26 protein-coding genes and 1 pseudogene are annotated in these 25,533 nt (G+C 42.3%); 1 reads left to right on the top strand and 26 read right to left on the bottom strand.

The annotated features are described in order from the left end of the window. Positions 1-173 precede the first annotated feature (173 nt). The 10 genes from acpP to ACXAEO_RS04865 form a co-directional block, all read right to left on the bottom strand. Positions 174-404, bottom strand: a complete 231-nt coding sequence (acpP, locus tag ACXAEO_RS04910; protein ID WP_028394589.1) for an acyl carrier protein — start codon at positions 402-404, stop codon at positions 174-176. A gap of 77 nt (positions 405-481) precedes the next feature. After that, entirely contained in the window at positions 482-1,222 is a 741-nt protein-coding gene (fabG, locus tag ACXAEO_RS04905; RefSeq protein WP_474878647.1) for a 3-oxoacyl-[acyl-carrier-protein] reductase, read from the bottom strand. Next, the gene (gene fabD, locus ACXAEO_RS04900; RefSeq protein ID WP_474878645.1) at positions 1,222-2,166 is read right to left on the bottom strand and encodes an ACP S-malonyltransferase; all 945 of its coding nucleotides are present in this window, start codon (positions 2,164-2,166) and stop codon (positions 1,222-1,224) included. The genes fabG and fabD overlap by 1 nt, the downstream gene beginning before the upstream one ends. Positions 2,167-2,179: 13 nt before the next feature. Further along, the gene (gene plsX / locus ACXAEO_RS04895; protein ID WP_474878642.1) at positions 2,180-3,178 is read right to left on the bottom strand and encodes a phosphate acyltransferase PlsX; all 999 of its coding nucleotides are present in this window, start codon (positions 3,176-3,178) and stop codon (positions 2,180-2,182) included. After that, positions 3,162-3,758 carry a transcription factor FapR gene (gene fapR / locus ACXAEO_RS04890; RefSeq protein ID WP_474878638.1) on the bottom strand — a complete coding sequence of 199 codons (597 nt, stop codon included), beginning with the start codon at positions 3,756-3,758 and terminating at the stop codon, positions 3,162-3,164. Before fapR ends, plsX begins: the two co-directional genes overlap by 17 nt. 333 nt (positions 3,759-4,091) lie before the next feature. Continuing rightward, positions 4,092-6,140 (bottom strand): ATP-dependent DNA helicase RecG, encoded by a 2,049-nt coding sequence (gene recG / locus ACXAEO_RS04885; protein WP_474878636.1) that lies wholly within the window; start codon positions 6,138-6,140, stop codon positions 4,092-4,094. Continuing rightward, positions 6,137-7,021 (bottom strand): L-serine ammonia-lyase, iron-sulfur-dependent, subunit alpha, encoded by an 885-nt coding sequence (gene sdaAA / locus ACXAEO_RS04880; protein ID WP_474878634.1) that lies wholly within the window; start codon positions 7,019-7,021, stop codon positions 6,137-6,139. The genes recG and sdaAA overlap by 4 nt, the downstream gene beginning before the upstream one ends. Before the next feature lie 20 nt (positions 7,022-7,041). After that, positions 7,042-7,704, bottom strand: coding sequence for an L-serine ammonia-lyase, iron-sulfur-dependent subunit beta (sdaAB, locus tag ACXAEO_RS04875; RefSeq protein ID WP_474878632.1), 663 nt, complete (start codon positions 7,702-7,704; stop codon positions 7,042-7,044). A 308-nt stretch (positions 7,705-8,012) separates the two neighbouring features. After that, a complete protein-coding gene (locus tag ACXAEO_RS04870) occupies positions 8,013-9,695 on the bottom strand; it encodes a DAK2 domain-containing protein (protein ID WP_474878630.1) in 1,683 nt (560 codons plus the stop codon). A gap of 15 nt (positions 9,696-9,710) precedes the next feature. Continuing rightward, complete coding sequence (locus ACXAEO_RS04865) at positions 9,711-10,073, bottom strand: Asp23/Gls24 family envelope stress response protein (protein ID WP_474878628.1); 363 nt, start codon at positions 10,071-10,073, stop codon at positions 9,711-9,713. A 257-nt stretch (positions 10,074-10,330) separates the two neighbouring features. Between ACXAEO_RS04865 and rpmB the strand changes: the two genes are divergently transcribed. Further along, positions 10,331-10,519: a 50S ribosomal protein L28 gene (gene rpmB / locus ACXAEO_RS04860; RefSeq protein WP_474878626.1), complete on the top strand. Its 189-nt coding sequence runs from the start codon at positions 10,331-10,333 to the stop codon at positions 10,517-10,519. A gap of 97 nt (positions 10,520-10,616) precedes the next feature. Here rpmB and spoVM read toward each other — a convergent pair whose 3' ends face one another. The 16 genes and pseudogenes from spoVM to ACXAEO_RS04780 form a co-directional block, all read right to left on the bottom strand. Beyond that, positions 10,617-10,697, bottom strand: coding sequence for a stage V sporulation protein SpoVM (gene spoVM / locus ACXAEO_RS04855; RefSeq protein ID WP_034328571.1), 81 nt, complete (start codon positions 10,695-10,697; stop codon positions 10,617-10,619). Between the two features lie 108 nt (positions 10,698-10,805). Beyond that, entirely contained in the window at positions 10,806-11,447 is a 642-nt protein-coding gene (locus ACXAEO_RS04850; protein WP_474878623.1) for a thiamine diphosphokinase, read from the bottom strand. A 29-nt stretch (positions 11,448-11,476) separates the two neighbouring features. Next, positions 11,477-12,127 (bottom strand): ribulose-phosphate 3-epimerase, encoded by a 651-nt coding sequence (rpe, locus tag ACXAEO_RS04845; RefSeq protein ID WP_474878621.1) that lies wholly within the window; start codon positions 12,125-12,127, stop codon positions 11,477-11,479. Between the two features lie 2 nt (positions 12,128-12,129). Beyond that, complete coding sequence (rsgA, locus tag ACXAEO_RS04840; protein ID WP_474878619.1) at positions 12,130-13,011, bottom strand: ribosome small subunit-dependent GTPase A; 882 nt, start codon at positions 13,009-13,011, stop codon at positions 12,130-12,132. Positions 13,012-13,032: 21 nt separating this feature from the next. Next, positions 13,033-14,994 carry a Stk1 family PASTA domain-containing Ser/Thr kinase gene (pknB, locus tag ACXAEO_RS04835; RefSeq protein ID WP_474878617.1) on the bottom strand — a complete coding sequence of 654 codons (1,962 nt, stop codon included), beginning with the start codon at positions 14,992-14,994 and terminating at the stop codon, positions 13,033-13,035. Between the two features lie 5 nt (positions 14,995-14,999). Continuing rightward, on the bottom strand, positions 15,000-15,743 hold the full coding sequence (locus tag ACXAEO_RS04830) for a Stp1/IreP family PP2C-type Ser/Thr phosphatase (RefSeq protein WP_474878615.1): 744 nt from the start codon (positions 15,741-15,743) through the stop codon (positions 15,000-15,002). 4 nt (positions 15,744-15,747) lie between these two features. Then, a complete protein-coding gene (gene rlmN, locus ACXAEO_RS04825) occupies positions 15,748-16,839 on the bottom strand; it encodes a dual-specificity RNA methyltransferase RlmN (protein ID WP_474883974.1) in 1,092 nt (363 codons plus the stop codon). Beyond that, a pseudogene (rsmB, locus tag ACXAEO_RS04820) lies at positions 16,839-18,184 on the bottom strand (16S rRNA (cytosine(967)-C(5))-methyltransferase RsmB). Before rsmB ends, rlmN begins: the two are co-directional and overlap by 1 nt. Next, positions 18,177-19,124 (bottom strand): methionyl-tRNA formyltransferase, encoded by a 948-nt coding sequence (gene fmt, locus ACXAEO_RS04815; protein WP_474883971.1) that lies wholly within the window; start codon positions 19,122-19,124, stop codon positions 18,177-18,179. The pseudogene rsmB and the gene fmt overlap by 8 nt, the downstream one beginning before the upstream one ends. An 11-nt stretch (positions 19,125-19,135) precedes the next feature. After that, positions 19,136-19,609, bottom strand: coding sequence for a peptide deformylase (gene def / locus ACXAEO_RS04810; RefSeq protein WP_474878613.1), 474 nt, complete (start codon positions 19,607-19,609; stop codon positions 19,136-19,138). Positions 19,610-19,726: 117 nt separating this feature from the next. Then, positions 19,727-22,135: a primosomal protein N' gene (priA, locus tag ACXAEO_RS04805; protein ID WP_474878611.1), complete on the bottom strand. Its 2,409-nt coding sequence runs from the start codon at positions 22,133-22,135 to the stop codon at positions 19,727-19,729. 4 nt (positions 22,136-22,139) lie between these two features. Next, the gene (gene coaBC / locus ACXAEO_RS04800) at positions 22,140-23,342 is read right to left on the bottom strand and encodes a bifunctional phosphopantothenoylcysteine decarboxylase/phosphopantothenate--cysteine ligase CoaBC (protein WP_474878608.1); all 1,203 of its coding nucleotides are present in this window, start codon (positions 23,340-23,342) and stop codon (positions 22,140-22,142) included. A 109-nt stretch (positions 23,343-23,451) separates the two neighbouring features. After that, the gene (gene rpoZ / locus ACXAEO_RS04795) at positions 23,452-23,682 is read right to left on the bottom strand and encodes a DNA-directed RNA polymerase subunit omega (protein ID WP_474878605.1); all 231 of its coding nucleotides are present in this window, start codon (positions 23,680-23,682) and stop codon (positions 23,452-23,454) included. A gap of 3 nt (positions 23,683-23,685) precedes the next feature. Then, positions 23,686-24,300 (bottom strand): guanylate kinase, encoded by a 615-nt coding sequence (gene gmk / locus ACXAEO_RS04790; RefSeq protein WP_474878603.1) that lies wholly within the window; start codon positions 24,298-24,300, stop codon positions 23,686-23,688. A 14-nt stretch (positions 24,301-24,314) separates the two neighbouring features. Continuing rightward, positions 24,315-24,578, bottom strand: coding sequence for a DUF370 domain-containing protein (locus tag ACXAEO_RS04785; RefSeq protein ID WP_028394614.1), 264 nt, complete (start codon positions 24,576-24,578; stop codon positions 24,315-24,317). Between the two features lie 61 nt (positions 24,579-24,639). Beyond that, positions 24,640-25,515: a YicC/YloC family endoribonuclease gene (locus ACXAEO_RS04780; protein WP_474878601.1), complete on the bottom strand. Its 876-nt coding sequence runs from the start codon at positions 25,513-25,515 to the stop codon at positions 24,640-24,642. Between the last annotated feature and the right edge of the window lie 18 nt (positions 25,516-25,533).

The following is a 25,533-nucleotide window of genomic DNA, read 5'->3' as shown; positions in this document are numbered from 1 at the left end:
TGATTTTTTTCTTTTTCAGTATGCACTCAGGGGCTAAATCTCATAACACTTGGATGCAGAAGCGATGGAAGGAGGGGGATACAGACCCGAAAAAACAAGCAAGCTTGTGTATGAAGGTAAATAGCAGAGAAAGCCCCGTCATGACAACGGGGCCTCCAAACATATACAGTTTATTATTTGCTCTGTATGTAAGTCACAGCATCTCCAACTGTTGCAATTTTCTCTGCATCTTCATCAGAGATTTCCATGTCAAACTCATCTTCAAGCTCCATTACAAGCTCAACAACATCAAGGGAATCTGCACCAAGATCATCTTTAAATGAAGACTCAAGCTTCACTTCGCTTGCATCTACACCAAGACGGTCTACGATAATTTTCGTTACACGCTCTAATACTTCTGCCATTGTCCTTCACCTCCCCTCAAGCTATTATAATTGAAAGCTTTTTAAAATACTAGGACTGACTAAATAAGAAAGCTTTCTTACATGACCATTCCGCCGTCAACGTGCAATGTTTGCCCCGTCATATAACGGCTTCCTTCAGATGCTAAGAATGACACAACATGTGCGATGTCTTCCGGCTCTCCGAAGCTTGCCAATGGAATTTGTTTTAGCATTTCTTGCTTCACATCTTCCGGCAGCTTGTCAGTCATGTCAGTTGTAATAAATCCTGGAGCAACCGCATTCACAGTAATATTACGGCTCGCCAACTCTTTTGCCGTTGTTTTTGTCAAGCCGATTACACCTGCTTTGGCTGCTACGTAATTAGCTTGCCCAGCATTTCCGCTAACACCAACGATGGAAGCGATATTGATGATGCGACCATTTCGTTGCTTCATCATTTGACGAGTAACCGCTTTTGTACAAAGGAATACGCCTTTTAAATTCGTAGAAATAACATCATCCCACTCGTCTTCTTTCATGCGCATTAATAAGTTGTCACGTGTAATGCCCGCATTGTTCACTAACACATCAAGAGAACCGAACGTTTCAATTACTTGTTTCACCATATTTTGCACAGATTCCGAATCCGATACGTTAGCTTGAATGGCAATCGCTTCACTGCCAAGTGCTTTAATTTCATCCACTACTTCTAATGCTTTCGCTTCACTGCCAGAGTAGTTCACTGCCACTTTAGCACCTAGCTTACCAAGTTCAAGCGCAATCGCTCTTCCAATTCCTCTTGAAGCTCCTGTTACAAGCACTGCTTTTCCTGTTAACATTACTCTTCCCCCTTTACCGCTTGAATCGTATCATTTAAAGATTGAATGTCGTTAACTGAAAATACAGTTGCCCGACGGTTAATTTTTTTAATTAATCCAGCTAATACTTTTCCTGGACCAATTTCAATAAAAGTATCCACTCCGTTATTCATTAACGTTTCAACTGATTCTTCCCAACGAACCGGTGAATACAGCTGTTCCACTAATCGTTGCTTAATCTCCTCAGCACTCATCATCGGTTCTGCCGTGACATTTGAAATAACCGGTACGTTTGCATTTTTAATCTCAAGATCGTGTAATACTTGAGAAAATTGTTCTGCGGCCGGCTTCATTAACGCAGAATGGAACGGTCCACTGACAACAAGTGGAATGGCACGCTTAGCCCCATTTTCTTTTGCGAGAGCAGACGCTTTTTCCACTCCTGCCGCCGTTCCAGAAATAACAATTTGACCTGGGCAATTAATATTCGCTAATTGAACAGAATCACCAGTAGCCGTCACCTCATCCGTCACCTTTTTCAGTGCTTCGGCATCCATTCCTAAAATAGCGGCCATTGTCCCTTCACCTGCAGGAACGGCTTCATCCATTAAACGCCCGCGCTGGTAAACCGCCTTTACAGCCTCTTCAAACGAGATGGAGTCCGCAGCGACTAACGCACTGTACTCACCTAAACTGTGACCTGCTGTGTAATCTGGAGTCAAACCTGATGCTTTCAACGCTTCAAGCATAATAGCACTTGTTGCTAAAAGAGCAGGCTGCGCATGATACGTAAGCGTCAATTCCTCTTGCGTGCCTTCAAATATAATATTTGTCAACTGAAAACCAAGCGTTTCATCCACTTGTTTGTACATCTCACGAGCCCATTCATATTGCTCCATAAACTCTTTTCCCATCCCGATGGCTTGAGACCCCTGTCCCGGAAAGACAAATGCTATTTTCCCCATCTTTTTCACTCCTTTATACAGATTCAGTATACGTTTCTTCAATAACAGTTTTGATTGTCGCACACACGTCATTTTCTACCATATTAACCGCTTGCTTAACGGCACTAAAAACAGCTGTTGCATCAGAAGATCCATGAGCTTTGATAACAGGCGCCTTTAAACCGAACAACCCAGCTCCCCCGTACTCACTGTAATCCATCTTCGCTTTTAACCCTTTCAACTGCGGCTTTAAAACAGCAGCTGCCAATTTGCTTTTGAACGAGCTTGTCAGTTCTGTTTTCAACATGGAAAAAATGGACATCGCAGTTCCTTCAATCGTCTTTAACGTCATGTTTCCTGTAAAGCCATCTGTTATGACCACATCAGCAACACCATTCAGTAAATCACGTGATTCTACATTTCCAACAAAATTAATGTTTGCCTCTTGTAACAACTGGAACGCTTGCTTCGTTAATTCATTTCCTTTTTTATCTTCTGTTCCGATATTCAAAAGTCCTATTTGAGGGTTCGAAATTCCTCTTACTTTTTCCGCATAGATGGAGCCCATGATGGCATACTGCAACAAATGAATTGCCTTAGCATCCACATTCGCCCCAACATCCATCATTAAAAAACCTTTCCCGTCTAGTGTCGGCAATGTCGGCGCTAATGCCGGTCTTTCAATTCCATCAATGCGCCCCACTACAAATAATCCAGCCGTCATCAAGGCACCTGTATTCCCAGCAGATATACAAGCGTCCGCTCTTCCTTCTTTCACCTCATTTGCCGCGAGAACCATGGATGCATTTTTCTTTCTCCGAACAGCTCGTACAGGCTCATCTGTTCCTTCAATCACTTCTTCTGTATGTATAATATGAATCCGCTCAGACGATTTTAAATATTGGTGAATCTGTTTTTCGTCCCCAATGAGTGTAATGTGTAAATCAGGAAAGTGGGCAATCGCTTTTTCAGCCCCTTCTACAAGAGCTTTCGGAGCATTGTCCCCTCCCATTGCATCAATTGCGATTTTCATGTTGCATCTCATCCTTTTTTGCATTTTTTGAACGATACATTTTAAAACGTCCGGAAAACACCAATTCCTGTCCGACGAAGCTGTTTACTTCCACGATTGTCCGCCCTTCTTCCCTAGAGCCCTTCACTTTAGCTTTTGCCACTACACGCTCCCCCACTCTTACTGGGCGATGAAAGTGAATCGATGCATCTGCTGTTAAAGCAAGTTCATCATTAATGACAGCAACCGCAAGGGAGTTCGCCTGGGCAAATAAGTGATGGCCACGAGCAATTTGATTTCGCTTAAATACATGCTCTTCTTTAACATCAAAAATGGAAATAGCCGATTCATCCAACTGAAGGTCAATGACTTCACCGATAATTTCCTCTAACGGCAATGACCGCACTTCTGTATCCAACTGCCGTGAAGCTACATGCTTAATTCGTTCTCGAAGCTCAGGAATTGATAGTTCAAGACGGTCTAATCGAATGGTTTGAACGCTTACCGAAAATCGTTCTGCCAATTCTTCGTCTGTAATAAAAGGATTATCTTCAATAGTTGCTTTTAAGAGCAGTTGTCTTTCTTTTTTATTCCGTTTCATATTCACCATCCGAACTTTTAATACTAGGTACTAATAGCAGTATATAATTATTAATCTTATTTTGCAACCATATTTTTTAGAAAAGCGAAGGCGACTGATTAACCTCAAGAGGTGTTGGAACTTCTGACATAGAAACCGCTTTTTGGTTTCAGTGTCAGAAGTGAAACGACCGAGAGGTTAGGAGCCGTAGCTAGACCAACCAGAAAAGCGAAGGCGACTGATTAACCTCAAGAGGCGTTGACATAATAAAGAAACCGGCATCCTCCTTTCATTGAAGCAAGACGCCGGCTTTCCATTTCTATTCTGACTAAACAGACGCACATCCTTTAACTGTTAGTCCAGCTTTTCTCCTTCAAGAACCCCAGCTTCCTCTAAATAAGCACGCATTTCCTTATATTGTTCTTCCTGCCAAAATGATTCTGAATTAACTAATTGAGTTGCGTCTGTTCTAGCTACCTCTAATGCACGGTAATCATGAACCATATCCGCTACTTTAAATTCAGGCATTCCACTTTGTTTCCTCCCAAAGAAGTCACCAGGTCCTCGTAGTTCAAGGTCTTTCTCGGATAAAACAAAGCCATCGTTTGTTTCTGTCATAATTCGCATGCGTTCTTTTCCTGTTTCTGATTTCGGATCAGCCATTAACACACAGTAAGATTGTTCACTTCCACGACCAACCCGCCCGCGTAGCTGATGCAACTGAGACAAACCGAAGCGCTCTGCATCATAAATAAGCATAACTGTCGCATTCGGGACGTTTACACCGACTTCTACAACCGTAGTTGAAACGAGAACCTGAACTTGATTCTCACTGAACCGCTGCATGACATCTTCTTTTTCGTCAGGAGAAAGTCGACCATGCATAAGTCCAACTTCCCATTTCCCTTTATAATGCTGTGTTAATGTAGCATGAACATCCATCGCGTTTTGCATATCGAGTTTTTCAGATTCTTCAATTAGCGGACAAATGACATATGCCTGCCTACCGTTTGAAAGTTCTTTATCAATGAATTGCAAAATTCTCTCCAACATATTATGCTTTACCCAATACGTTTCAATCACTTTGCGTCCTGCGGGCATTTCATCAATGATAGAAACGTCCATCTCACCGAACACAGTGATCGCAAGCGTCCTTGGAATAGGAGTCGCCGTCATAAACAAGACGTCTGGATTTTCTCCTTTTTCCCTTAATACCCGTCGCTGCTCTACCCCGAAACGGTGCTGCTCATCAGTAATAACAAGACCAAGCTTTTTAAACTGGACTTCATCTTGAATTAACGCATGCGTCCCGACCACTACTTGCACTTCACCAGTGCGCACTCGTTCAAGCAATAAACGGCGCGCTTTTCCTTTTACTGATCCTGTAAGCAGTTCAACTGTAATCCCCACTTTTCCGAGTGTGCTTTGAAGCGAATGAACGTGCTGCTCCGCCAAAATCTCGGTCGGTACCATTAACGCCCCTTGATACCCGGCCAAAATGGCCGCATATAGTGCAACAGCCGCCACAACTGTTTTTCCAGAACCTACATCTCCTTGAAGAAGTCGATTCATTCGGTATGGCGATTTCATATCACGTGTAATTTCCGTTAAAACACGATTTTGTGCATTTGTTAGAGGAAAAGGAAGCGTGTCTACAAACTCTCCTAATCGGTGGTCATCAAACTCGTGCACAATGCCTGGAGCTTGTTCCCGTTCGACTTTCCTTAAAGCCTGCATCTTTAATTGAAATAATAAAAACTCTTCATACACAAATCTTCGACGGGCTTGCTTTAACTGTTCATGATTTTGCGGCAAATGCATGACCTTTAACGCCTCTTTACGCTCTAACAGCTTATAACGCATGCGGATAGAGGGCGGCAGCATATCTTCGACCGCATCTCCGTATTGTTTTAAAGCAAGTGAGACAAAACGCCTTAAACCTTTTACCGTTAAATCACCTTTCGTCGAATACACTGGTTCAATGTCTTGACTGCGTTTAAACGGTGTGAATTGGAGTTCTTGAACAGTAATTGCTTGGCGATGCTGATCCCATTTTCCCGTTACAGTAATGGTTTGATCCATTTCTAATTTTGTTTTGTAATAAGGGCGATTAAAACAAATAACCGTTATTAAATAACGGCCTACAAGTAATCGAAATGTCAATCGGGAGCGCTTTTTGCCAAAGTAAGTGAGAGAAGGTTGACTATGAACCTTCCCCTCCACTGTCGCTCTTTCATCATGCTTCACTTCCGATAAATCCTTCAGCTGATAATCTTCATATCTAAACGGAAAATATTCCAATAAATCATGAACACTTCGAATACCAGCTTGCTCTAAAGACTGAGCAGTTTCTTCCCCAATCCCTTTTATCGACGTTACAGAAATATGTTTAAGATTACTCACTTTTCCGTCAGCGGGATACCAAAGATTTTCGCCTCAAGCTTCCGGCCTGTTGGTGTCGCCGCCAAACCTCCTTGTGCGGTTTCTTTTAAGGCAACCGGCATTGTTTGGCCGATTTTATACATAGCGTCAATAACCTCATCACACGGAATTCGGCTTGTAATGCCCGCAAGCGCCATATCGGCAGCTATCATGGCGTTAGCTGCTCCCATTGCATTACGCTTAACGCACGGCACCTCTACCAATCCCGCGACAGGGTCACATACTAACCCTAACATATTTTTAAGGGTGATAGCCATCGCTTCTGCCGCTTGTGACGGAGTCCCGCCTGCCATTTCCACAATCGCTGCCGCTGCCATCCCGCTCGCTGATCCCACTTCCGCTTGACAACCTCCTGCAGCACCTGAAATAGACGCATTATTGGCAACAACAAATCCGAAAGCGCCAGATGTAAACAAAAATTGAATCATTTCTTCACGCGTTGGATTCAACTTATTTTTCACCGCAAATAACGTACCCGGTACCACCCCAGCCGATCCGGCTGTTGGAGTGGCACAAATCGTTCCCATCGCGGCATTTACTTCATTTGTTGCTACCGCCTTGCTGACCGCATCTAAAATTAAATCTCCAGACAGGGATTTGCCGCTTTGAATATATTTTTGCAATAGAACAGCATCGCCCCCTGTTAAACCAGAGACTGATTGAACACCTTGTAATCCTCTTTCAACAGCTTGTTCCATAACTGTCAAATTCCGATCCATTTTGTCCATAATCTGTTCTCTTGACAGTCCCGTTACTTCCACTTCTTGTTCAATCATAATTTCAGCAATTTTGACGTTCTTACTTTCGGCTAACTGTACCAATTCCGCCACGTTACGAAACATACGTTTTTCCTCCCGGTTATCTATTCAACCATTCTCGTTACTTGTGAAATGTTCGGAAGCATTTTTAATTCTTCCATTACTGCATCATCAATATTTTGGTCAGTTTCAATGACCATTAAGGCTAATTCTCCTCTTTCTTTCCTTGACACTTCCATATGCCCGATATTAATGCAATACTTGGTCAATAAATTCGTCACAGAGGCAATTGCCCCGTAGCGGTCATTGTGAACAACTAGAATGGCTGGGTGCATACCTGATAACTTTAAGTCGAACCCATTTAATTCTGTAATTTGGATTTTTCCGCCACCAATTGAAATACCAACGACTTCAAGGACTTCCTGTTCATCAGATACTTTAATTCTCGCTGTATTCGGATGGTCAACAATTGCATCCTCTTGAATAAATGTAACTTCTATTCCTGCTTTTTCAGCAAGCTCTAGTGAAGTAGGGATACGGGGATCGTACGTATCAAAATCTAAAATCCCTCCGATGATGGCCACATCTGTACCATGCCCTTTATACGTTTCGGCAAATGAACCGTACAATGAAACCACCACTTTCTTCGGTTGCTTTCCAAAAAGCGTTCTAGCCACTCGGCCAATCCGAGCCGCTCCAGCTGTATGTGAACTTGAAGGCCCAATCATTATCGGCCCGATAATATCAAATACTGATTTATATTTCATGGCGATGTCTCCCCTATTTTTCAATTCCAAACAGTCAAACCACTCACCTGTATTTGATAACGGTTTCACCCATCATCAACTACCGAAAAATCTTACTTCCAATGATTTGCCTTTATTATATAATAAATTATTCAAACGATGTTCTTTTGCATAGTTTGAAATTTTTAAATAACTAACAAATCCACTTAAAATGTTGTTCCCACCAACTATATCCGCTCTCGACGCTACTGTTTCACGAAAAAAAGCTCAATTTAAACCATGATGTCACGGTTCGAATTGAGCTTTCTTTACAACGACTGTTTTTTTATTTACTCAATGGCAAAGATAAAAGAATATAAAGGTTGATTGCCTTTATGTACTTCTACTTCGATTTCTTCAAACGTTGACTCCACATACTCAATTAAAGCAGCGGTGTCTTCGTCTGTTGCATCTTCACCTTGCAAAATGGTCAAAATTTCAGCGTCTTCATCAATCATAGAAGCTAACAGCTTTTTAGCTGCTTCTGTTTTATCTTGATCTTTGACAATGATTTTACTGTCGGCGATTCCCATGAAATCTCCAATTTCTAGTTCTAAACCATCAATGCTTGTATCACGGACGGCATACGTGATTTGTCCTGTTTTCACATGACCAAGTGCCTCATTCATTGCCGATTCATTTTCTTCAAGTCCTACTCCAGGGTTGAATGCCAGCAATGCTGTCATTCCTTGAGGAACGGTTTTAGACGGAATAACAACGACCTCTTGCTCCACAACAGATGCTGCTTGGCGCGCCGCCATCACAATATTGCTGTTATTTGGCAAGATAATCACTTTTTCTGCATTCACTTCTTCAATGGCTTTAACGATATCTTCCGTACTTGGATTCATCGTTTGACCACCTTCAATAACTGCTTTTGCACCAATACTTCTAAATAGTTCAGCAATGCCAGACCCCATCGCTACCGTAACAATTCCATACTCTTCTTTTTTAGTTGGAGCTTGTACTGGTGCAGGAGGCATTTGCCCATGAGTTTCAGCTACAAGGCTGCTATGTTGCTCACGCATATTGTCAACTTTAATTTTCATAAAGCTTCCAAATTTTTGGCCGTGGTTCAGCACTTCACCCGGATATTCCGCATGAATGTGCACTTTTACGATTTCATCGTCAGACACAACAAGCAGCGAGTCTCCCCACTTGCTTAACTCATTACGGAACGCTTCTTCAGAGAATGGATGATCCTTCAATTTATCTTCTTCAAACCGAACCATAAATTCTGTACAATAACCAAATTCAATATCCTCTGTATTCATATGGCTTTGAACGCTTTTATGGTGTTCAGCATTGATCAGTTCATCAATTGAAGGGGAAGCAGCAGATACTTCAGGAAGCTCTTCACCTTTTAAGACAGCTAAAAACCCTTCATAAATAATGACAAGACCTTGACCGCCGCTGTCTACCACTCCCACTTCCTTTAACACAGGGAGCAAATCAGGAGTACGGTTAAGAGATGCTTTCGCTTCTGCTACCACTTCTTCCATGAACAACACCATATCAGATTGCTGTTCGGCAACAGTGACAGCAGCTTTCGCTGTATCTTTTGCCACTGTTAGAATGGTACCTTCAACAGGTTTCATCACCGCTTTATACGCTGTTTCAACACCTGCTTCAAGAGCTTGGGCAAATTCAGTTGTATTAATGACTTCCTTGCCTTCAATCGCTTTTGCAAACCCACGGAATAGCTGAGATAAAATAACCCCAGAATTTCCTCGGGCCCCCATTAATAGTCCTTTTGCTAACGCTTGTCCAACGTTCCCAATATGATCAGACACATTGTTTTTTACTTCTTTTGCTCCAGAAGTGATGGATAAGTTCATATTTGTTCCTGTATCACCATCTGGAACTGGGAAAACGTTTAGCGCATCCACCATTTGGGCGTTGTTCGTTAAGTGCTGCGCTCCTTGAATCACCATCTCTGCAAAACGTTTTCCGTCTAAAGTTGTAACTGACACACATTTTCCTCCTTACTACACGTTCGTGACACGAACTCCCTGCACATAAATGTTTACAGAATCAACCGCTAAGCCAACGGTTTGCTCAAGCGTATATTTCACTTTAGATTGAACATTATGCGCAATTTCAGATATTTTTGTTCCATAACTTACAATAATATACATGTCGATATGTACTTCGTCATCTTCTTGACGAACAAGGATACCGCGCGTGAAATTTTCTTTTCGAAGGATTTCTGTAATTCCATCTTTAATCTGGTTTTTTGAAGCCATCCCTACAATTCCGTAGCAGTCAATAGCTGCTCCGCCTGCAATTGTAGCAATTACATCAGTGGAAATATCAATTTGGCCGTACTGAGTTTTCATTTCGATGGACATACTTCTACCCCTTTCTTTTTACATAGACTACAAACATTTTACTATAAGTACATTCTTTTTAAAAGGATATTTGTTTTGACCTCGATTATTGATACCCCTTATTATACAACATTCTTTAAGTTTATATGTCAAGGAAAATTTCTTGAAACCTTTTTTGAAGAACTATTGCATTCTGACATGGCCTGTGATAAATTAATATAGTATTTCTGGGAAACAGAAGTTGAGTAGTTTCGTTTGAGTTAGGAGGGAAATTGAGCATGGCACGTAAATGTGTAATCACTGGCAAACAAGCGCGTTCAGGTAACGCACGTTCTCACGCTATGAACGCTACAAAGCGTAAATGGGGTGCTAACGTTCAAAAAGTTCGTATTTTAGTTGACGGCAAACCAAAACGTGTATATGTATCAGCTCGAGCTCTTAAATCTGGTAAAGTAGAGCGCGTTTAATACATGAGAAAAGCACCATATATATGGTGCTTCTTTTATTTTCTGAATGAGAATAGAATAAAACAGGACGCTCCCTCAAAAAGGGAGGCGTCCTGTTTTATTCTTTTTTGAAAGAATTTAGCATCGCCCGTACAATGCCACCTAAAAATTTTGGAAGTTTAATCGTATAAAATTTCATACTTCGCCTCCTAACCATCTCTTCACACCGCATATAGATGAACTCATTTCTTTACATCCGTATAGTCTATTCGCCGCTTATTAAAGAAGTACCATCTAAAGCAATGGATTAATCATTGCTTCTTATCATCATTAATATGCCTTTCTCAAATGAAAAAGTACCTCTTTGTTGAATAAGTTCATTGCTTATACAAAGCGTCGATCCCCACTTAACGGTATGATTCGTCAGCGGATATTTCACTCCTTCCAAAGTTAAACCGCGTATTTCATCTGAAAACGCTACAAAGGAAAGATAGCGATAGGCCGCATCTTGTTCGATATGATAAATGCCAGGCGAATGCATGGATACGATATTTTGCCGGTCAATTAGTTCGATGGAAATGTCAGCACTTAATCCTTTATACAAAAGTTGGACTGCCCCAAACATATGATCCATCCTACCGCCAGTTGCTCCAAAAACACGAATAAGGGAAGGCTTTTGTTCAATCGCCCACATTAAAGCTAACTCCAGGTCGATTTCATCCTTCTCCGCCGGGAATACTTCAAGTTGATTCAACCGCTCTTGGACAAACATCAGCTCATGCTTCGTAATGGAATCAAAATCACCGAAAGCTTTAAAAGGCTGTATCCCTTGTTCCAATAACCGAAGGACACCTCTGTCTACTCCAACCCATACTCCATCTTTCCAGCTTTCATTATGTAAGGAAGGGAGACGGCTATCTGGTCCCCCTGCTAAAATGTTTATAATCATCGCTTTCCCCTAATCAACATTCTAATCTTTTAATACGTACCGCGAATCCCTTGAATGGCCGCTTTACGGTCAGATTGATTGTAAATAGCAGAACCAGCAACAAGCACGTTCGCGCCTGCCTCTATACATTGCTTTGCCGTTTCCGGATTAATTCCACCATCTACTTCTACATCAATAGAAAGCTGGCGAATTTGAATAAGCTGTGAAATTTGTTCAATCTTAGGTAACACGCTGCGAATAAAGGTTTGGCCCCCAAATCCAGGATTAACCGTCATTAAGAGAACTAGATCTAAGTCTTCTAAAATATGCTTAACTTGATCAATCGGTGTCGCTGGATTCAAAGCAACGCCTGCTTTCACTCCGTTTTCCTTAATAAGTTGAACAGTTCGATGTAAATGGGTACATGCCTCCACGTGCACGGTGATAATGTCTGCTCCCGCTTTAGCAAATGAAGGGATGTAACGGTCAGGATCCTCAATCATAAGATGGACATCCAATGGCAAATTTGTAACAGGGCGAATGGCCTCAACCGCTAAGGCGCCAAACGTTAAATTCGGCACAAAATGACCATCCATGACATCGACATGGATATAATCCGCTCCTGCTGTATCCACCTCTTGAACTTCTTCAGCTAGTTTAGAAAAATTAGCCGACAAAATAGAAGGTGCAATTTTTATCATGTTTAATACCTCGGCTTTCTTTGCTTAATTTCTTCAATAAAGCTTGTATAATGATCGTAACGATACTTGGTAATGCCCCCGTCTTCCAACGCTTCCTTCACAGCACATTTCGGCTCAGAAAGATGCAAACAGCCTCTGAACTTACAATGTTCACTTAAACGCGACATTTCAGGAAAACATGAAGACAGATCTTCAACTTCAACATTCATGAACTCCAACGAGCTAAAACCTGGCGTGTCTGCTACAAGCCCTTGTCCAACTGCAATGAGTTCAACATGCCGTGTTGTATGCTTTCCTCTCCCGAGGGAGGCGGAAATATCGTTCGTTTTCAGTTCAAGCTCCGGTTTTAATGCATTTAATAGCGACGACTTTCCGACACCTGATTGACCGGCTATCACCGATACACAATCATCCAAATAAGGAAGTAGCTCCTCTACTCCATTTTCTGTAATGGTTGATGTTAACAAAACATCATACCCAACAGTTCGGTAGTCTTCTGCATACTGTTCAATAATTGGCCTTTTCCCATCAGTAACCAAATCCATTTTAGAAATGCAAATAAGTGGTTTAATGCCATTCGCTTCCACAAGCACTAAGAAACGATCCAGCAATAACGGGCTGAATTCCGGCTCAATCGCAGAAAAAACGAGCACTGCCTGGTCAACATTTGCAATAGGCGGACGTACAAGTTCATTTTTCCGCTCTTCAATATCCAAAATGTAACCTTCCAGCTCATTTTCCGCTTGAAACGTTACATAATCACCAACTAACGGGCTAATTTTCTGCTTACGGAATACCCCTCTGCCTCGGCATTGAGTCACGGTTCCTTCACTAAGCACATAATAAAAACCGCTTAAGGCTTTAATGATTCTGCCTTTAAGCATAACCTCACTCCTTGTATAACTCTATTGTTGTGTGTAAGGGACTTCTGTCTCCTCAATGACTTGATTATCGCGCACAATTTTATATTTAGCTGTTCCATTATACGGAATAATTAATTCGATTTCTGTTTGCGTCGTTTCGGTCAACAAAATTGTGTTCACAGGCACTTCATAATTATGATCCAAATCATCAACATAAATTTGCACTTCCTGCGGTACACCAGGCTCAGCTGGTTCATATGGAATTGTTGGTTGGACACTTATATTTTTAGGCGGCTTCGGTTCAGGACCTTTAGAAAGAGTGATTGTCAGCGAGCTCTCTTTTTCAATTGTCGTGTCAGGCGCTGGACTTTGGCTAATGACAAACCCTTCGGGAACCGTTTCTGAATGTTCTTCTCTCACTTTAACCACTATATTATAATCCGAAACATAATCTTTCACACTTTTTTCTGTCCACCCCGATAAATCTTTTAACTTTACCGAAGGGGGGCCTTTACTGACCCAAAACGTAACATCGGTATCTTCCGGAACATTCTCCGACCCTTCCGTAGGATTTTGATTGACGATTGTTCCTGCAGGTTCATCGCTATCGACACTGACTACATCAACAAATCTATATCCTTTTTGCTCTAGCATTTTTTTAACGGTGGAAACATCTTGGCCTGCATAATCCTCAAAAGCTAGCTTTTCTTTCCCTGTGCTTTGGTAGATCGTTACTTCCGTTCCTTCTTTCACGATCTCTCCAGAACTAGGAGCTGTACGAATTACCTTTCCCGCTTCCACCTCTTCATCCGCTGCCAGCACAGGATCGTCTACGACAAAACCAAGCGAAACAAGCTTGGTGACAGCCGCTTCGTAGTCCTCTTCCCTCAAATCAGGAATGGTCACATCTTTCGGAAGCAATAAAGATGGCACAACGGTTACAGCGGCAACCGCTGCACCTACCAGCATAAAAAATAATATGAGTAAAAACAGCAGTGATCTATTCTTTTTCTTTTTTGGCACATTCGGCTGAATGTGATCATCCTGCACGGAGGCCGATTTCGTAAAGGTTCTTACAATCGTTTCATCTGTTGGATTTTCTATGTAATCATCCGTAATGACGGGAATCGCTTTCGTCGCATCTTCATCATCAGGGACTTCAAACTTTTTTTCGTTGAGACGCTCAGGATTCATGGATGTCTCAAGAGCTTGCTGCATGTCCTCAACAGAATCATATCGATAAAAAGAATCTTTCGCGGTTGCCTTCAACACAACATTTTCTACACTTTGAGGAATAGTCGGATTCCACCTTTTCGGAGAAGGAGTCTCAGTTTGCAAATGCTTTAACGCAATAGAAACTGCCGACTCTCCAGAAAAAGGCACCCTCCCTGTTAAAAGTTCAAACAAGACAATTCCTAAAGAGTATATATCTGATTTTTTATTGGCCAAGCCGCCTCTTGCCTGTTCAGGAGATAAATAATGAACAGACCCAAGCACTGAATTCGTTTGTGTAATCGTTGTGGAACTAAGAGCAATGGCAATCCCAAAATCGGTCACTTTTACCGTACCATTATCATCAATTAAAATATTTTGGGGCTTTAAATCCCGATGAATGATCCCAAATTGATGGGCATGGGCAATAGCAGACGTAATTTGCGTCATAATATCTACCGCTTTTTCAACCGGAATGGGTGCATGCTGCTGGATATATTGCTTTAATGTCTGTCCAGGAACATACTCCATAACAATATAATAAATATCCTCTTGTTCGCCAACATCGTAGATGCTAACGATATTTGGATGGGCAATGCTTGTCGCCGATTGCGCCTCTCGGTGAAAACGCTTAATAAAAGCTTCGTCATTTGCGAAATCAAGACGAAGTACTTTTATGGCTACGTCACGGTCCAAGATCATGTCTCTTGCCAAATAAACGTTCGCCATCCCTCCACCACCGATGACTTTCAACACTTTGTAGCGGTCATTCAAGCGTCTGCCAAGTAGCACTGCTATCACCCACTTTCATTCGCAAAATCCACTATAATGACCGTAATGTTGTCCTCGCCGCCCGATTCGTTTGCCAAACGAATCAGCTCCTTACCTTTTGCATCTAATGCTGAATCTTCTTGAAGAATATTTTTTAACGTTTCATCAGGTACTTTATTGGATAGCCCATCGGAACATAATAATAAATGGTCGCCTTCTTCTACCTCGATGGATCTTACATCAGCGGTGACTTGCTCAGACGTCCCAAGAGCCCTCAATAAAATATTTTTACGTGGGTGATGTTCAGCATCCTCTTTTGAAATTTGGCCATTTCGGACTAGTTCATTGACAAGCGAATGATCTTCCGTCAATTGCGAAAAGCCATTTTCATTTAAAATGTAGCATCGACTATCTCCAATATGACCGATGGTGCAAAACGTATCTGTACAAATAACGGCCACTAGGGTTGTTCCCATTCCTTTACACTCTTCATGCTGAGAAGAATGGTCAAACAGTGCTTGGTTGATTTTATCTACCTGGTCTACCATCCACTTTTCCGCCGCATCAGGCGTGGACACTTGTGTACTTTTTTCCCAATATTCCTGTAATCGCTGGGTAGCCATTGTGCTGGCTACATCACCAGCACGGTGGCCTCCCATACCATCCGCAACAACAGCAAGTCTGCTGCCATCAAGATTATAAAATACCCCTCCGGAGTCCTCATTGTGTTGCCGGACTTTCCCGCGATCTGTCATAAAGACAGCTCCCATGCTATCACCTCGTCTCTTCTTTGCGCTCCTTTGCACGAAGCTGCCCGCAAGCTGCGTCAATATCATGCCCTTGCTCACGGCGAACCGTCACATTTACTCCGCGATCTTTTAATGTACGTTCAAACAGCGATATTTGATCTTTCGGTGTACGAACATAATCGCGTTCCGGCACGTAGTTAACCGGAATTAAGTTAATATGGCATTTCACGCCTTTTACAAGTTTCGCTAACTCTTCAGCATGCTCAACTTGGTCATTTACTCCCCCGAACAGGCCATATTCGAAGCTAATACGTCTACCCGTTTTCTCGACATAATATTTCACAGCCTTCATTAAGTCAGGAAGTTTATATGCGCGGTTAATTGGCATTAAGCGGGAACGCAGCTCAGTGTTAGGCGCATGCAAGGAAATCGCAAAATTAATTTGTGTTTCCTCATCAGCAAACTGATAAATTTTAGGAATAATACCGCTTGTTGATACCGTAATATGGCGAGCACCGATATTTAACCCTTCATCGGAATTGATGATTTTTAAAAATTGCATCATTGCATCGTAGTTGTCAAAAGGTTCGCCTATTCCCATAATTACGACATGACTTACTCGTTCTCCTTGTTCGTCCAATGCCTTTTGAACTTTTACAACTTGGGCAACAATTTCACCTGCTTCAAGGTTTCGTTTCAAACCTCCAAGCGTGGATGCACAAAACGTACAGCCAATTCGGCAGCCAACTTGTGTCGTGACACAAACGGAATTTCCGTACTCGTGACGCATCAATACGGTCTCAATGGTATAGCCGTCATGTAATTCAAATAGAAATTTCATCGTCCCGTCCGCTGATGTTTGCTGAACAGCTGTTTTTAAGGTTGTCAGTACAAAATGGTCCGCTAATTTTTCCCGAAGGCTTTTAGGCAAATTGCTCATTTCATCAAATGACACGGCTCTCTGTTTATAAAGCCAGTCGTAAATTTGTTTGCCACGAAATTTCTTTTCCCCATTGTCGACGACCCACTGCTCTAAATCAGCCAGCCCGTATGAATAAATAGATGGTTTTTGATTGGTTTCTTCTTTTTTAATACTTTTGATTGTTTTTTCCACTATTATTGCACCTTCTTTCGTAAACACGCGATGTAAAATCCGTCCGTTTGAAAATCATCCGGAAACAGCTGTAATTGACCGTTTTGTACCTTTTTTGATACAGATTCAGGCAATCGTTCTGCTAATGTATTATCTAATTCAAAGTGCGGATATTTTTGTAAAAATTGCTCCAACACTTCTTTATTTTCTTCCTTATCAATTGTACATGTGCTGTACACAAGTGTACCACCTTGTTTTAACAACGGCTCTACTGCTTCTAAAATTTGCAGCTGAACACGTGAAAGTTGGACGATATCTTGCGCGCTTTTCGTATATTTTAAATCGGGCTTTCGACGCATGACGCCAAACCCTGAACAAGGAGCATCCACTAATATTTTATCGAAGCTTTCTTCTTCAAAACGTTCCTGTACCTTTCGGCTATCCATTGCAGTGGCTGTCACATTCGGAAGCTGTAAACGTTCCACCTGTTCGCTAATTAATTTTACTTTATGGTCATGAATATCCAACGATGTAACTTGACCGGTATGATACAGCTTTTCAGCAATATGTGTCGTCTTCCCCCCTGGGGCTGCACAACTGTCTAAGACGTGATCCCCTTCATGTGCTCCTAGAGCATGTGCTACAAGCATGGAACTTTCATCCTGCACGGTAAAGTATCCGTCTTTGAAGGCTTGAGTATGAGCGGCATTCCCTTTTTGAACTTCAAGCGCTTCAGGAGCCACCATCCCTTTTTCAACCTCAATTCCTTCTTCAGCAAGACGAGCGATTGCCTCTTCTATAGTAAAACGGGCTGTATTAACGCGCAAAGTTTGCTTCGGCGGTTGTAGAGTCGTTTCACAAATAGCTCGCGCTTTTTCCAGTCCGTATTGACTAATCCATCTTTGAACGAGCCATAAAGGGTGGCTTGTTTCAATAGAAAGCCTCTCTGCCGGGTCCGTTATGGAATCAAGTGTTGGAACGCCTTGGCGCTGTACGTTGCGAAGCACCCCATTCACCATAGATACGATTCCTTTATGCCCTTTTTTTTCGCAATTTCCACCGCTTCATAAATTACAGCATGCTCCGGAACACGGTCGAGATAAATGAATTGATAAGCCGATAAACGCAGTAACACACGAACCCATTCCTGCATTTTTTTTGCATTTTTTACAAATGGCTGCAAATAATAATCAAGCGTCATTTTGCGCTGAATGGTCCCGTAGACGATTTCCGTCAACAACCCAGCATCCTTACCTGACAGCTTATATTTTTCAATGTTTTTGTTAAGCAATAAATTGCTGAATGCTTGATGTTTCTCGATAGACAGCAAAATGTCTAGCGCTATTTCCCTTACATTATACTTACTCATGTTGTTCTCCTATTTTCATCCCTGCTTCCAAAGCCGTTCCGCGTAAAAATTGAGCGGCACCCATCCGTTTTTTGCCAGATGGTTGGAGTTCCGTGATTTTAATCGCTGTTTCATTGCCAGTAGCAACTACTAAACCATCCCCCTCCACACTCAACACCGTACCAGGCTCACTTGTTTCAGACAGCATCACCTTTTCACTTTGCCACACTTTCAGCACCTGGCCGTTTAACGTCGTATAAGCAACAGGCCACGGGTTTAATCCACGAATATGATTGTATACTTCCTCTCCCGTTTTGCTCCAATCAATTTTTTCCTGTTCCCGTTTAATATTGTAAGCAAACGTTGCTTCTTCATCCTTTTGCTTGATTGGCGTAATTTCTCCGCGAATGAGTGCAGGGATTGTCTCCGATAATAGCTTTGAGCCTGCAACGCTTAATTTATCATGAAGTGTGCCAACATTATCCTTTTCTTCAATGGGCACTTCTACTTGAGTTAAAATGTCGCCTGCATCTAGCTTTTCAACCATATACATAATGGTCACACCCGTTTTTTCTTTTCCTTGCAAAATCGAATAGTGGATAGGAGCACCACCGCGAAGCTCTGGAAGCAACGATGCGTGGACATTAATGCAGCCATATTTAGGGGCTTCTAAAATTTCCTTCGGTAAAATTTGTCCGAAAGCAGCCGTCACAATTAAGTCGGGCTTGTAAGCCAGCACTTTGCTGTATTCTTCCTCAAAGCGAATTTTCTCCGGCTGAAGAACCGGGATATCGTGTTTTTCTGCTTCTACTTTGACAGGAGGCGGCGTCATGACTCTTTTGCGCCCAACTGGTCTGTCAGGCTGAGTCACGACCGCCGACACGTGATACCCGTCTTTCAATAGTGTTTGTAACACCGGTACAGAAAAATCCGGTGTTCCCATAAATACGATATTTAACATCTTGTCATTCACTACCCTTCTAATTCTCCTTCTTCATAATAACGCGTCACTTTTGTTGTAAATAACACGCCGTGAAGGTGGTCAATTTCATGCTGAATAGCTCTGGCAAGGAAGCCTTTTGCCTCTAGAACATATGATTTTCCCCGTCGATTTTGGGCTTTTACTTTCACGTATTCTGAGCGCTTCACATCGCCAAAAAGGTCCGGAAAACTGAGACAGCCTTCAGGACCCAATTGCTCACCCCGCTGTTCAATAATAACAGGGTTAATTAATTCGATCTTACCATGGCGGTCATCAACGTCTACAATCGCCACTTGCTTCGATACCCCTACTTGCGGAGCGGCTAAGCCGACGCCGTCCGCCTCCAACATTAAATCATACATGCCATTTAACAATTTTGCCAATTTATTATCAAACACCGTAACACGTTCACATTCCTGCTCCAATACGGGATCAGGATAATAAACGAGTGATAGTTTAGCCAATGTACATCCTCCTGAAAGTTATCATTCATTTTTTCCAACTTACTTTCGCCTTAACCTTCCATTAAGAAACTTCATAATGAATGTAGTGTAAGGAGAGCTACTATTCTGCTCTCGCCTTTACATCATAGAATAAGGCTGTAAATCAATCGCAATCGTCAGTTTTTGCTGCATTTCCTGCTGATAATGATCCATAATGAACTTAAGTGCAGGAACGAGCTCTGGTTCCAGCTTGTATTTTATCATGCATTGATATCGATATCTATCTTTTACCCTTGCAATTGGAGAAGCAACTGGACCAAGTACAATTGTACGATTGGACAATTTTTGACGCAAATATTGGGCAATTTTATCCGTAACAGCCACCACTTTTGTTAACTCTTCATGAGAGACCGTAATTAAAGCGGCATAATAAAACGGGGGATATTGATGCAATTTACGCGTCATCATTTCCTGCTGATAAAATCCGTCATAATCATGCTTGCTCGCAAGCTGAATGCTGTAATGTTCTGGCGTGTACGTTTGAACAACCACTTCACCTGGTAAATGATGCCTCCCTGCTCGTCCACTTACTTGCGTTAACAGCTGAAATGTTTTTTCAGCGGAACGAAAATCAGGAAGATGAAGCATCGTATCAGCTGACAATACTCCAACAAGGGTAACATTTGGAAAATCCAATCCTTTGGCAATCATTTGTGTTCCGAGTAAAATTTGTGCCTTCTGTTCGCCAAATTGATCTAATAAACGTTCATGCGCACCCTTTCGGCTCGTCGTATCGACGTCCATTCGAATAACAGTTGCCTCTGGAAGGAGTTTATTCAATTCTTCCTCCACTTTTTGCGTGCCTGTGCCAAAATAGCGAATATGGTCGCTGGCGCACTCGGGACACGTCACATCTGCCCGCTGCTCATGTCCGCAATAATGGCATTTTAATAAATGATTGTAACGGTGGTATGTTAATGATATTTCGCAATGTGGACAAGTATGCACGAACCCACAGTCGCGACACATTACAAATGATGAATGTCCCCGTTTATTGAGGAGAAGCACGATTTGTTCCCCTTTTTCCAGCCGGTCTTGTATTTTTTCAAACAGCAGTCCCGAAAACATGGAACGGTTCCCATTGCGCAGTTCTTCTCTCATGTCAACAATGTCCACAGCCGGAAGAGCCGATTCATTCATTCGCTTTCGTAACGTCAGCAGCTTGTATACTCCTTTTTGAGCCCTTGCAAATGATTCAAGGGTTGGAGTCGCGCTCCCAAGCACGACCGGACACCTATGATATTCACCGCGGTAAATAGCTACATCGCGCGCATGATATCTCGGTGTTTCCTCTTGCTTGTAGCTTGTTTCATGTTCTTCATCAATAATGATGATGCCTAAATTTTGAAAAGGGGCAAACGCAGCCGACCTCGCTCCTACTACAACGGACACTTCTTTCCGCTGAATTTTGCGCCACTCATCATATTTTTCCCCAGCCGATAACCCACTGTGAAGAACAGCGACTTTCGAGCCAAACCTTTCTTTAAATCGTTTTACCATTTGAGGTGTTAAGGAAATTTCAGGCACAAGTACAATCGCTTCTTTTCCTTCTTTCAACACCCGATCAATGGATTGAAGATACACTTCTGTTTTTCCACTCCCTGTGACTCCGTACATGAGAAAAACATCGTGTTTTTCTTCCTCAATGGTTTGTAAAATCGGCGTGATGGCTTGCGCTTGCTCTTCCGTTAACGGCAAAGGATTCGTTTTCGCAAAGGCCGCATCATCATATGGATTTCTGTACATTTCAATATCGGTTTCCGCGAGTATCCCTTTTTGAACAAGCGCTTTAACAGGCGCCTGAGTGACGTTCACTTGTTCACATAAATCCTTCAATGCAATTTCTTCTGGATGTTCCATGAAAAAAGAAACGACACGCTGCTGCTTCTCCGCTTGCTTAGAGAATTGTCCGAGCATATCGCGAAGGCGCGATTCATTATATAGTGGTTTAATTCCTTTAATCGTCTTCTTTTTAGCACGATTTTTTACAACATAAACGACCTCTAACAATCCTTTTTGAATGTCTCGATAAAAAGCAGACAGATGCTCTTGATGAACATCGCTCAGTTTGACGGTCGTTTTCTCCTTTAAATACAACTGCACATGTTGATGAACCGAATTAAAACCGACAGATGGAAGGAGCTTCACTTCTTTATCATAAGCTGCTTTCATCGCCGCTGGGAGCATCGCCTGAAAAGCAGAGATAGCAAAGCACAGCGTCTTTTCTGTCAGCCAGCGGCCCACTTCAAGCAGCTCTTCTGTTAATACAGGGTAAGGGTCGAGCAAATCCACAATTGGCTTCAGCTTTTGAAACTCGGATTCACTTTTAATGTCCACGACGAATCCTTGTAGTTTTCGAGGGCCAAAAGGAACGACCACACGCATACCTCGCTGCAGTACATCTTCCCATTTGCTTGGAATAAGATAATCAAACGTGCGATCAGTTTGCTTTGCTGCCACATCAACAATGACACTGGCAATTTTCATCTTATCAACCTTCTAACATATCCTGAATTTCACGTAAAATATTTTGAGCGACTTCCTTTTTGGACAGGAGCGGAAGTTCTTTCGTTTCACCTGTGCGCTTATACATTGTGACAATGTTCGTCTCGCCGCCAAATCCTGCTCCTTTCGCCTGAATATCATTGGCAACAATCATGTCTGCATTCTTTTCGCGCAATTTCTTTTGGGCATATTCAGCCACATTCTCCGTCTCTGCAGCAAAACCAATGAGCAATTGGTGGGTTTTTCGTTCGCCGAGTGCCTTTAAAATGTCCATCGTACGTTCAAGCTCGATGACCGCATCTCCAGGCTGCTTTTTCATTTTTTGCTCATGCACTAGCTTCGGGCGGTAATCAGCGACCGCTGCCGACTTAATGACAACATCAGCTTGAGGATAATGCTCCATAACCTCGTCATACATCTCTTGGGCGCTTTCAACCAAAATGACTCGTACACCTTTCGGATAGTCAATATTGGTCGGACCTGTTACAAGAGTAACATGGGCTCCTAGTTTTTTCGCTTCCTCAGCTATTGCATAGCCCATTTTTCCCGTTGAGTGATTTGTGAAGAAGCGGACTGGGTCTACCTTTTCCCTTGTCGGACCTGCGGTAATTAGTATGTGTTTCCCTTTGAACGGTTGTGGCTGAGTCGTTTCAAAATAAGCACGAATAAGCTCAGTAATTTTCTCCGGCTCTTCCAATCTCCCTTTTCCAACATACCCGCATGCTAAATAGCCTTCTGACGGTTCCACAAATTCATAACCGAATGACGCAAGGGTTTCGATGTTTCGTTTGACAGCCGGATGGTCATACATATGCACATTCATCGCAGGCGCAATCCAGACTTTGGCTGTTGCTGCAAGCAAGGTTGTGGAAATCATGTCATCGGCAATACCATTGGCCAGCTTGCCAATCATATTGGCCGTAGCTGGAGCGACAAGAATTAAATCAGCCCAATCTGCAAGGTCGATATGAGCAATGACAGCTGGATTTTTTTCATCAAACGTATCCGTATAAACGGGGTTTCTTGAAAGTGCTTGAAAAGTAAGCGGCGTGACGAATTCACCGGCTGATTTTGTCATCATCACTTTGACTTCAAACCCTGCCTGAACAAGCTTACTCGTTAACGCAGCTGCCTTATAAACCGCAATGCCGCCTGTTACACATAATAAAACCCGTTTTCCCTTTACCATTTCTTCTCCCACCTATTCCAATCAATCTCATCTATGCTTCATGCATCGTACCATATTTGCATTGAAAAAAATAACAACCTGCAACAGGTTGTTATTTTTTTCATCGTAACTATTCCTCCAAAGCAGCGCCTTTGCTATCCTGCTTTTCTACTTTTCGATAATGCAGTAATTCTGCGTCAATTTCTTCTAACGCTTTACCCACGTATTTATGGGATACTGGCTTTTCAATCATCAAATCATCTTTTACTTGAAGTTGACGCGCACGCTTTGCCGCCACTGTCACAAGCGTATATTTTGAATCTAGCTTTTTCATTAATGAATCAATTGATGGGTATAGCATAAATTATTCTACCTCCAGCATTCTTTTATAACGCGCAGACACGCGGTCACGTCGACAATGTTCTGCCGTAACAATCGCTTTAATTCGGTCGCAAGCATTTTCCACCGTGTCATTTTCCACGACATAATCATACGCGTCCATCATATCAATTTCTTCCTTCGCCACTTTCATGCGATTATTGATTAGCTCTTCGCTTTCTGTTCCACGATTTACAATCCGACTTTTCAGCTCAGAAAGGCTTGGCGGCGCTAAGAAAATAAATAATCCTTCAGAAAAGGCCTGTTTCACTTGAATAGCTCCTTGCACTTCAATCTCAAGGAACACATCCTTGCCCTCTGCCAATGTTTTTTCTACATACTCAACTGGTGTTCCGTAGTAATTCCCTACATATTCTGCCCACTCGAGTAATTTATTTTCTTTAATCATCATTTCGAATTCTTCACGGCTTTTAAATAAGTAATCAACTCCGTCTACTTCTCCCTCACGCGGCAATCTTGTTGTCGCTGAAATAGAGTATTCGAAATTCGTATCTTCTTGTGCAAATAATGCTTTGCGCACTGTGCCCTTTCCTACACCCGACGGTCCTGAAAGAACAATTAATAGTCCTCTTTCTCTCATTGTATACAGATGACCTACCCTTCTGATAATAATTCCTCTTTATTGGCAATTCGATGCGATACCGTTTCTGGCTGGACAGGTGCCAAAATAACATGGTCGCTGTCCATAATCACAACCGATCTCGTTTTCCTTCCCAATGTCGCATCAATTAACGTACCTCGTTCTTTCGCATCTTGAACCATTCGCTTAATGGGCGCAGAATCAGGATGGACGACCGAAATAATACGATGCGATGAAATAAAATTTCCAAACCCTATATTAATCAACTTGCCGCTCATCTACAAGCCTCCTAATGGGTTATATTTTAACCGTCTTGACGGCAGCCTAACCCCTGTTACATTATTCGATATTTTGCACTTGCTCTTTAATTCGCTCCAGAGCGGTTTTCATTTCGACGACTAACTGGGCAATTTCCCCGTTGTTCGCTTTTGCTCCGATTGTGTTCATTTCACGGTTCAGCTCCTGAACAAGGAAATCGAGCTTGCGGCCTACTACACCCTTTTTATCGAGCGTTTGAATGAACTGATACAGATGACTCTCAATTCTTGTTAGTTCTTCATTAATATCAGCTTTATCTGCAAACATAGCTGCTTCTGTTAGTACCCTTTGTTCATCTACTGTGCCGCCAGTCAAATCAGCCAGTCTTTTTTGCAGACGGTTTCGGTATTGTTCCACCACCTGCGGGGCCAGTAAGACGATTTGTTCACGCGCATTTTTTATCGACTCCAGCTGACCAAGAACGTCTCCAGCCAGTTTTGTCCCTTCCAGCCGCCTCATTTCCACAAGTTGCTCCGCTGCTCGCTCTGCCGCTAACAGAACAAGCTCGTAAAGGGAATCATGTTGTTTTTCTTCCTCTATCGTCGTTAGCACGTCGGACATTTTGAGCACATCTCGAACATGAACGTCCCCTTCTAGTCCATACTCCTGTTTCACTTGCCGTAAATGATGGATATATTCTTCCAATAACGGACGATCGATTTGGACTTTTTTCCTTGCCGTGCCTTCTCCTGATATCGTAACAAAAACTTCAATTCGCCCGCGTTCTATGTAAGTTTGAATGAGCTTTTTCATTTTATCTTCCATTTCAAGCAATTGTCTAGGCATCCGAATAACCATCTCGCAAAAACGATGATTGACCGATTTCATTTCAACCGTCACCGTATATTGCTCGGATTCAGCTTTTCCCCTGCCAAAGCCTGTCATGCTATAAACCATGTTATCACATCCACTATG

This window comes from Bacillus sp. ABA4_010, from assembly GCF_056159105.1.
This window is presented reverse-complemented; position numbering and strand designations above follow the sequence as displayed.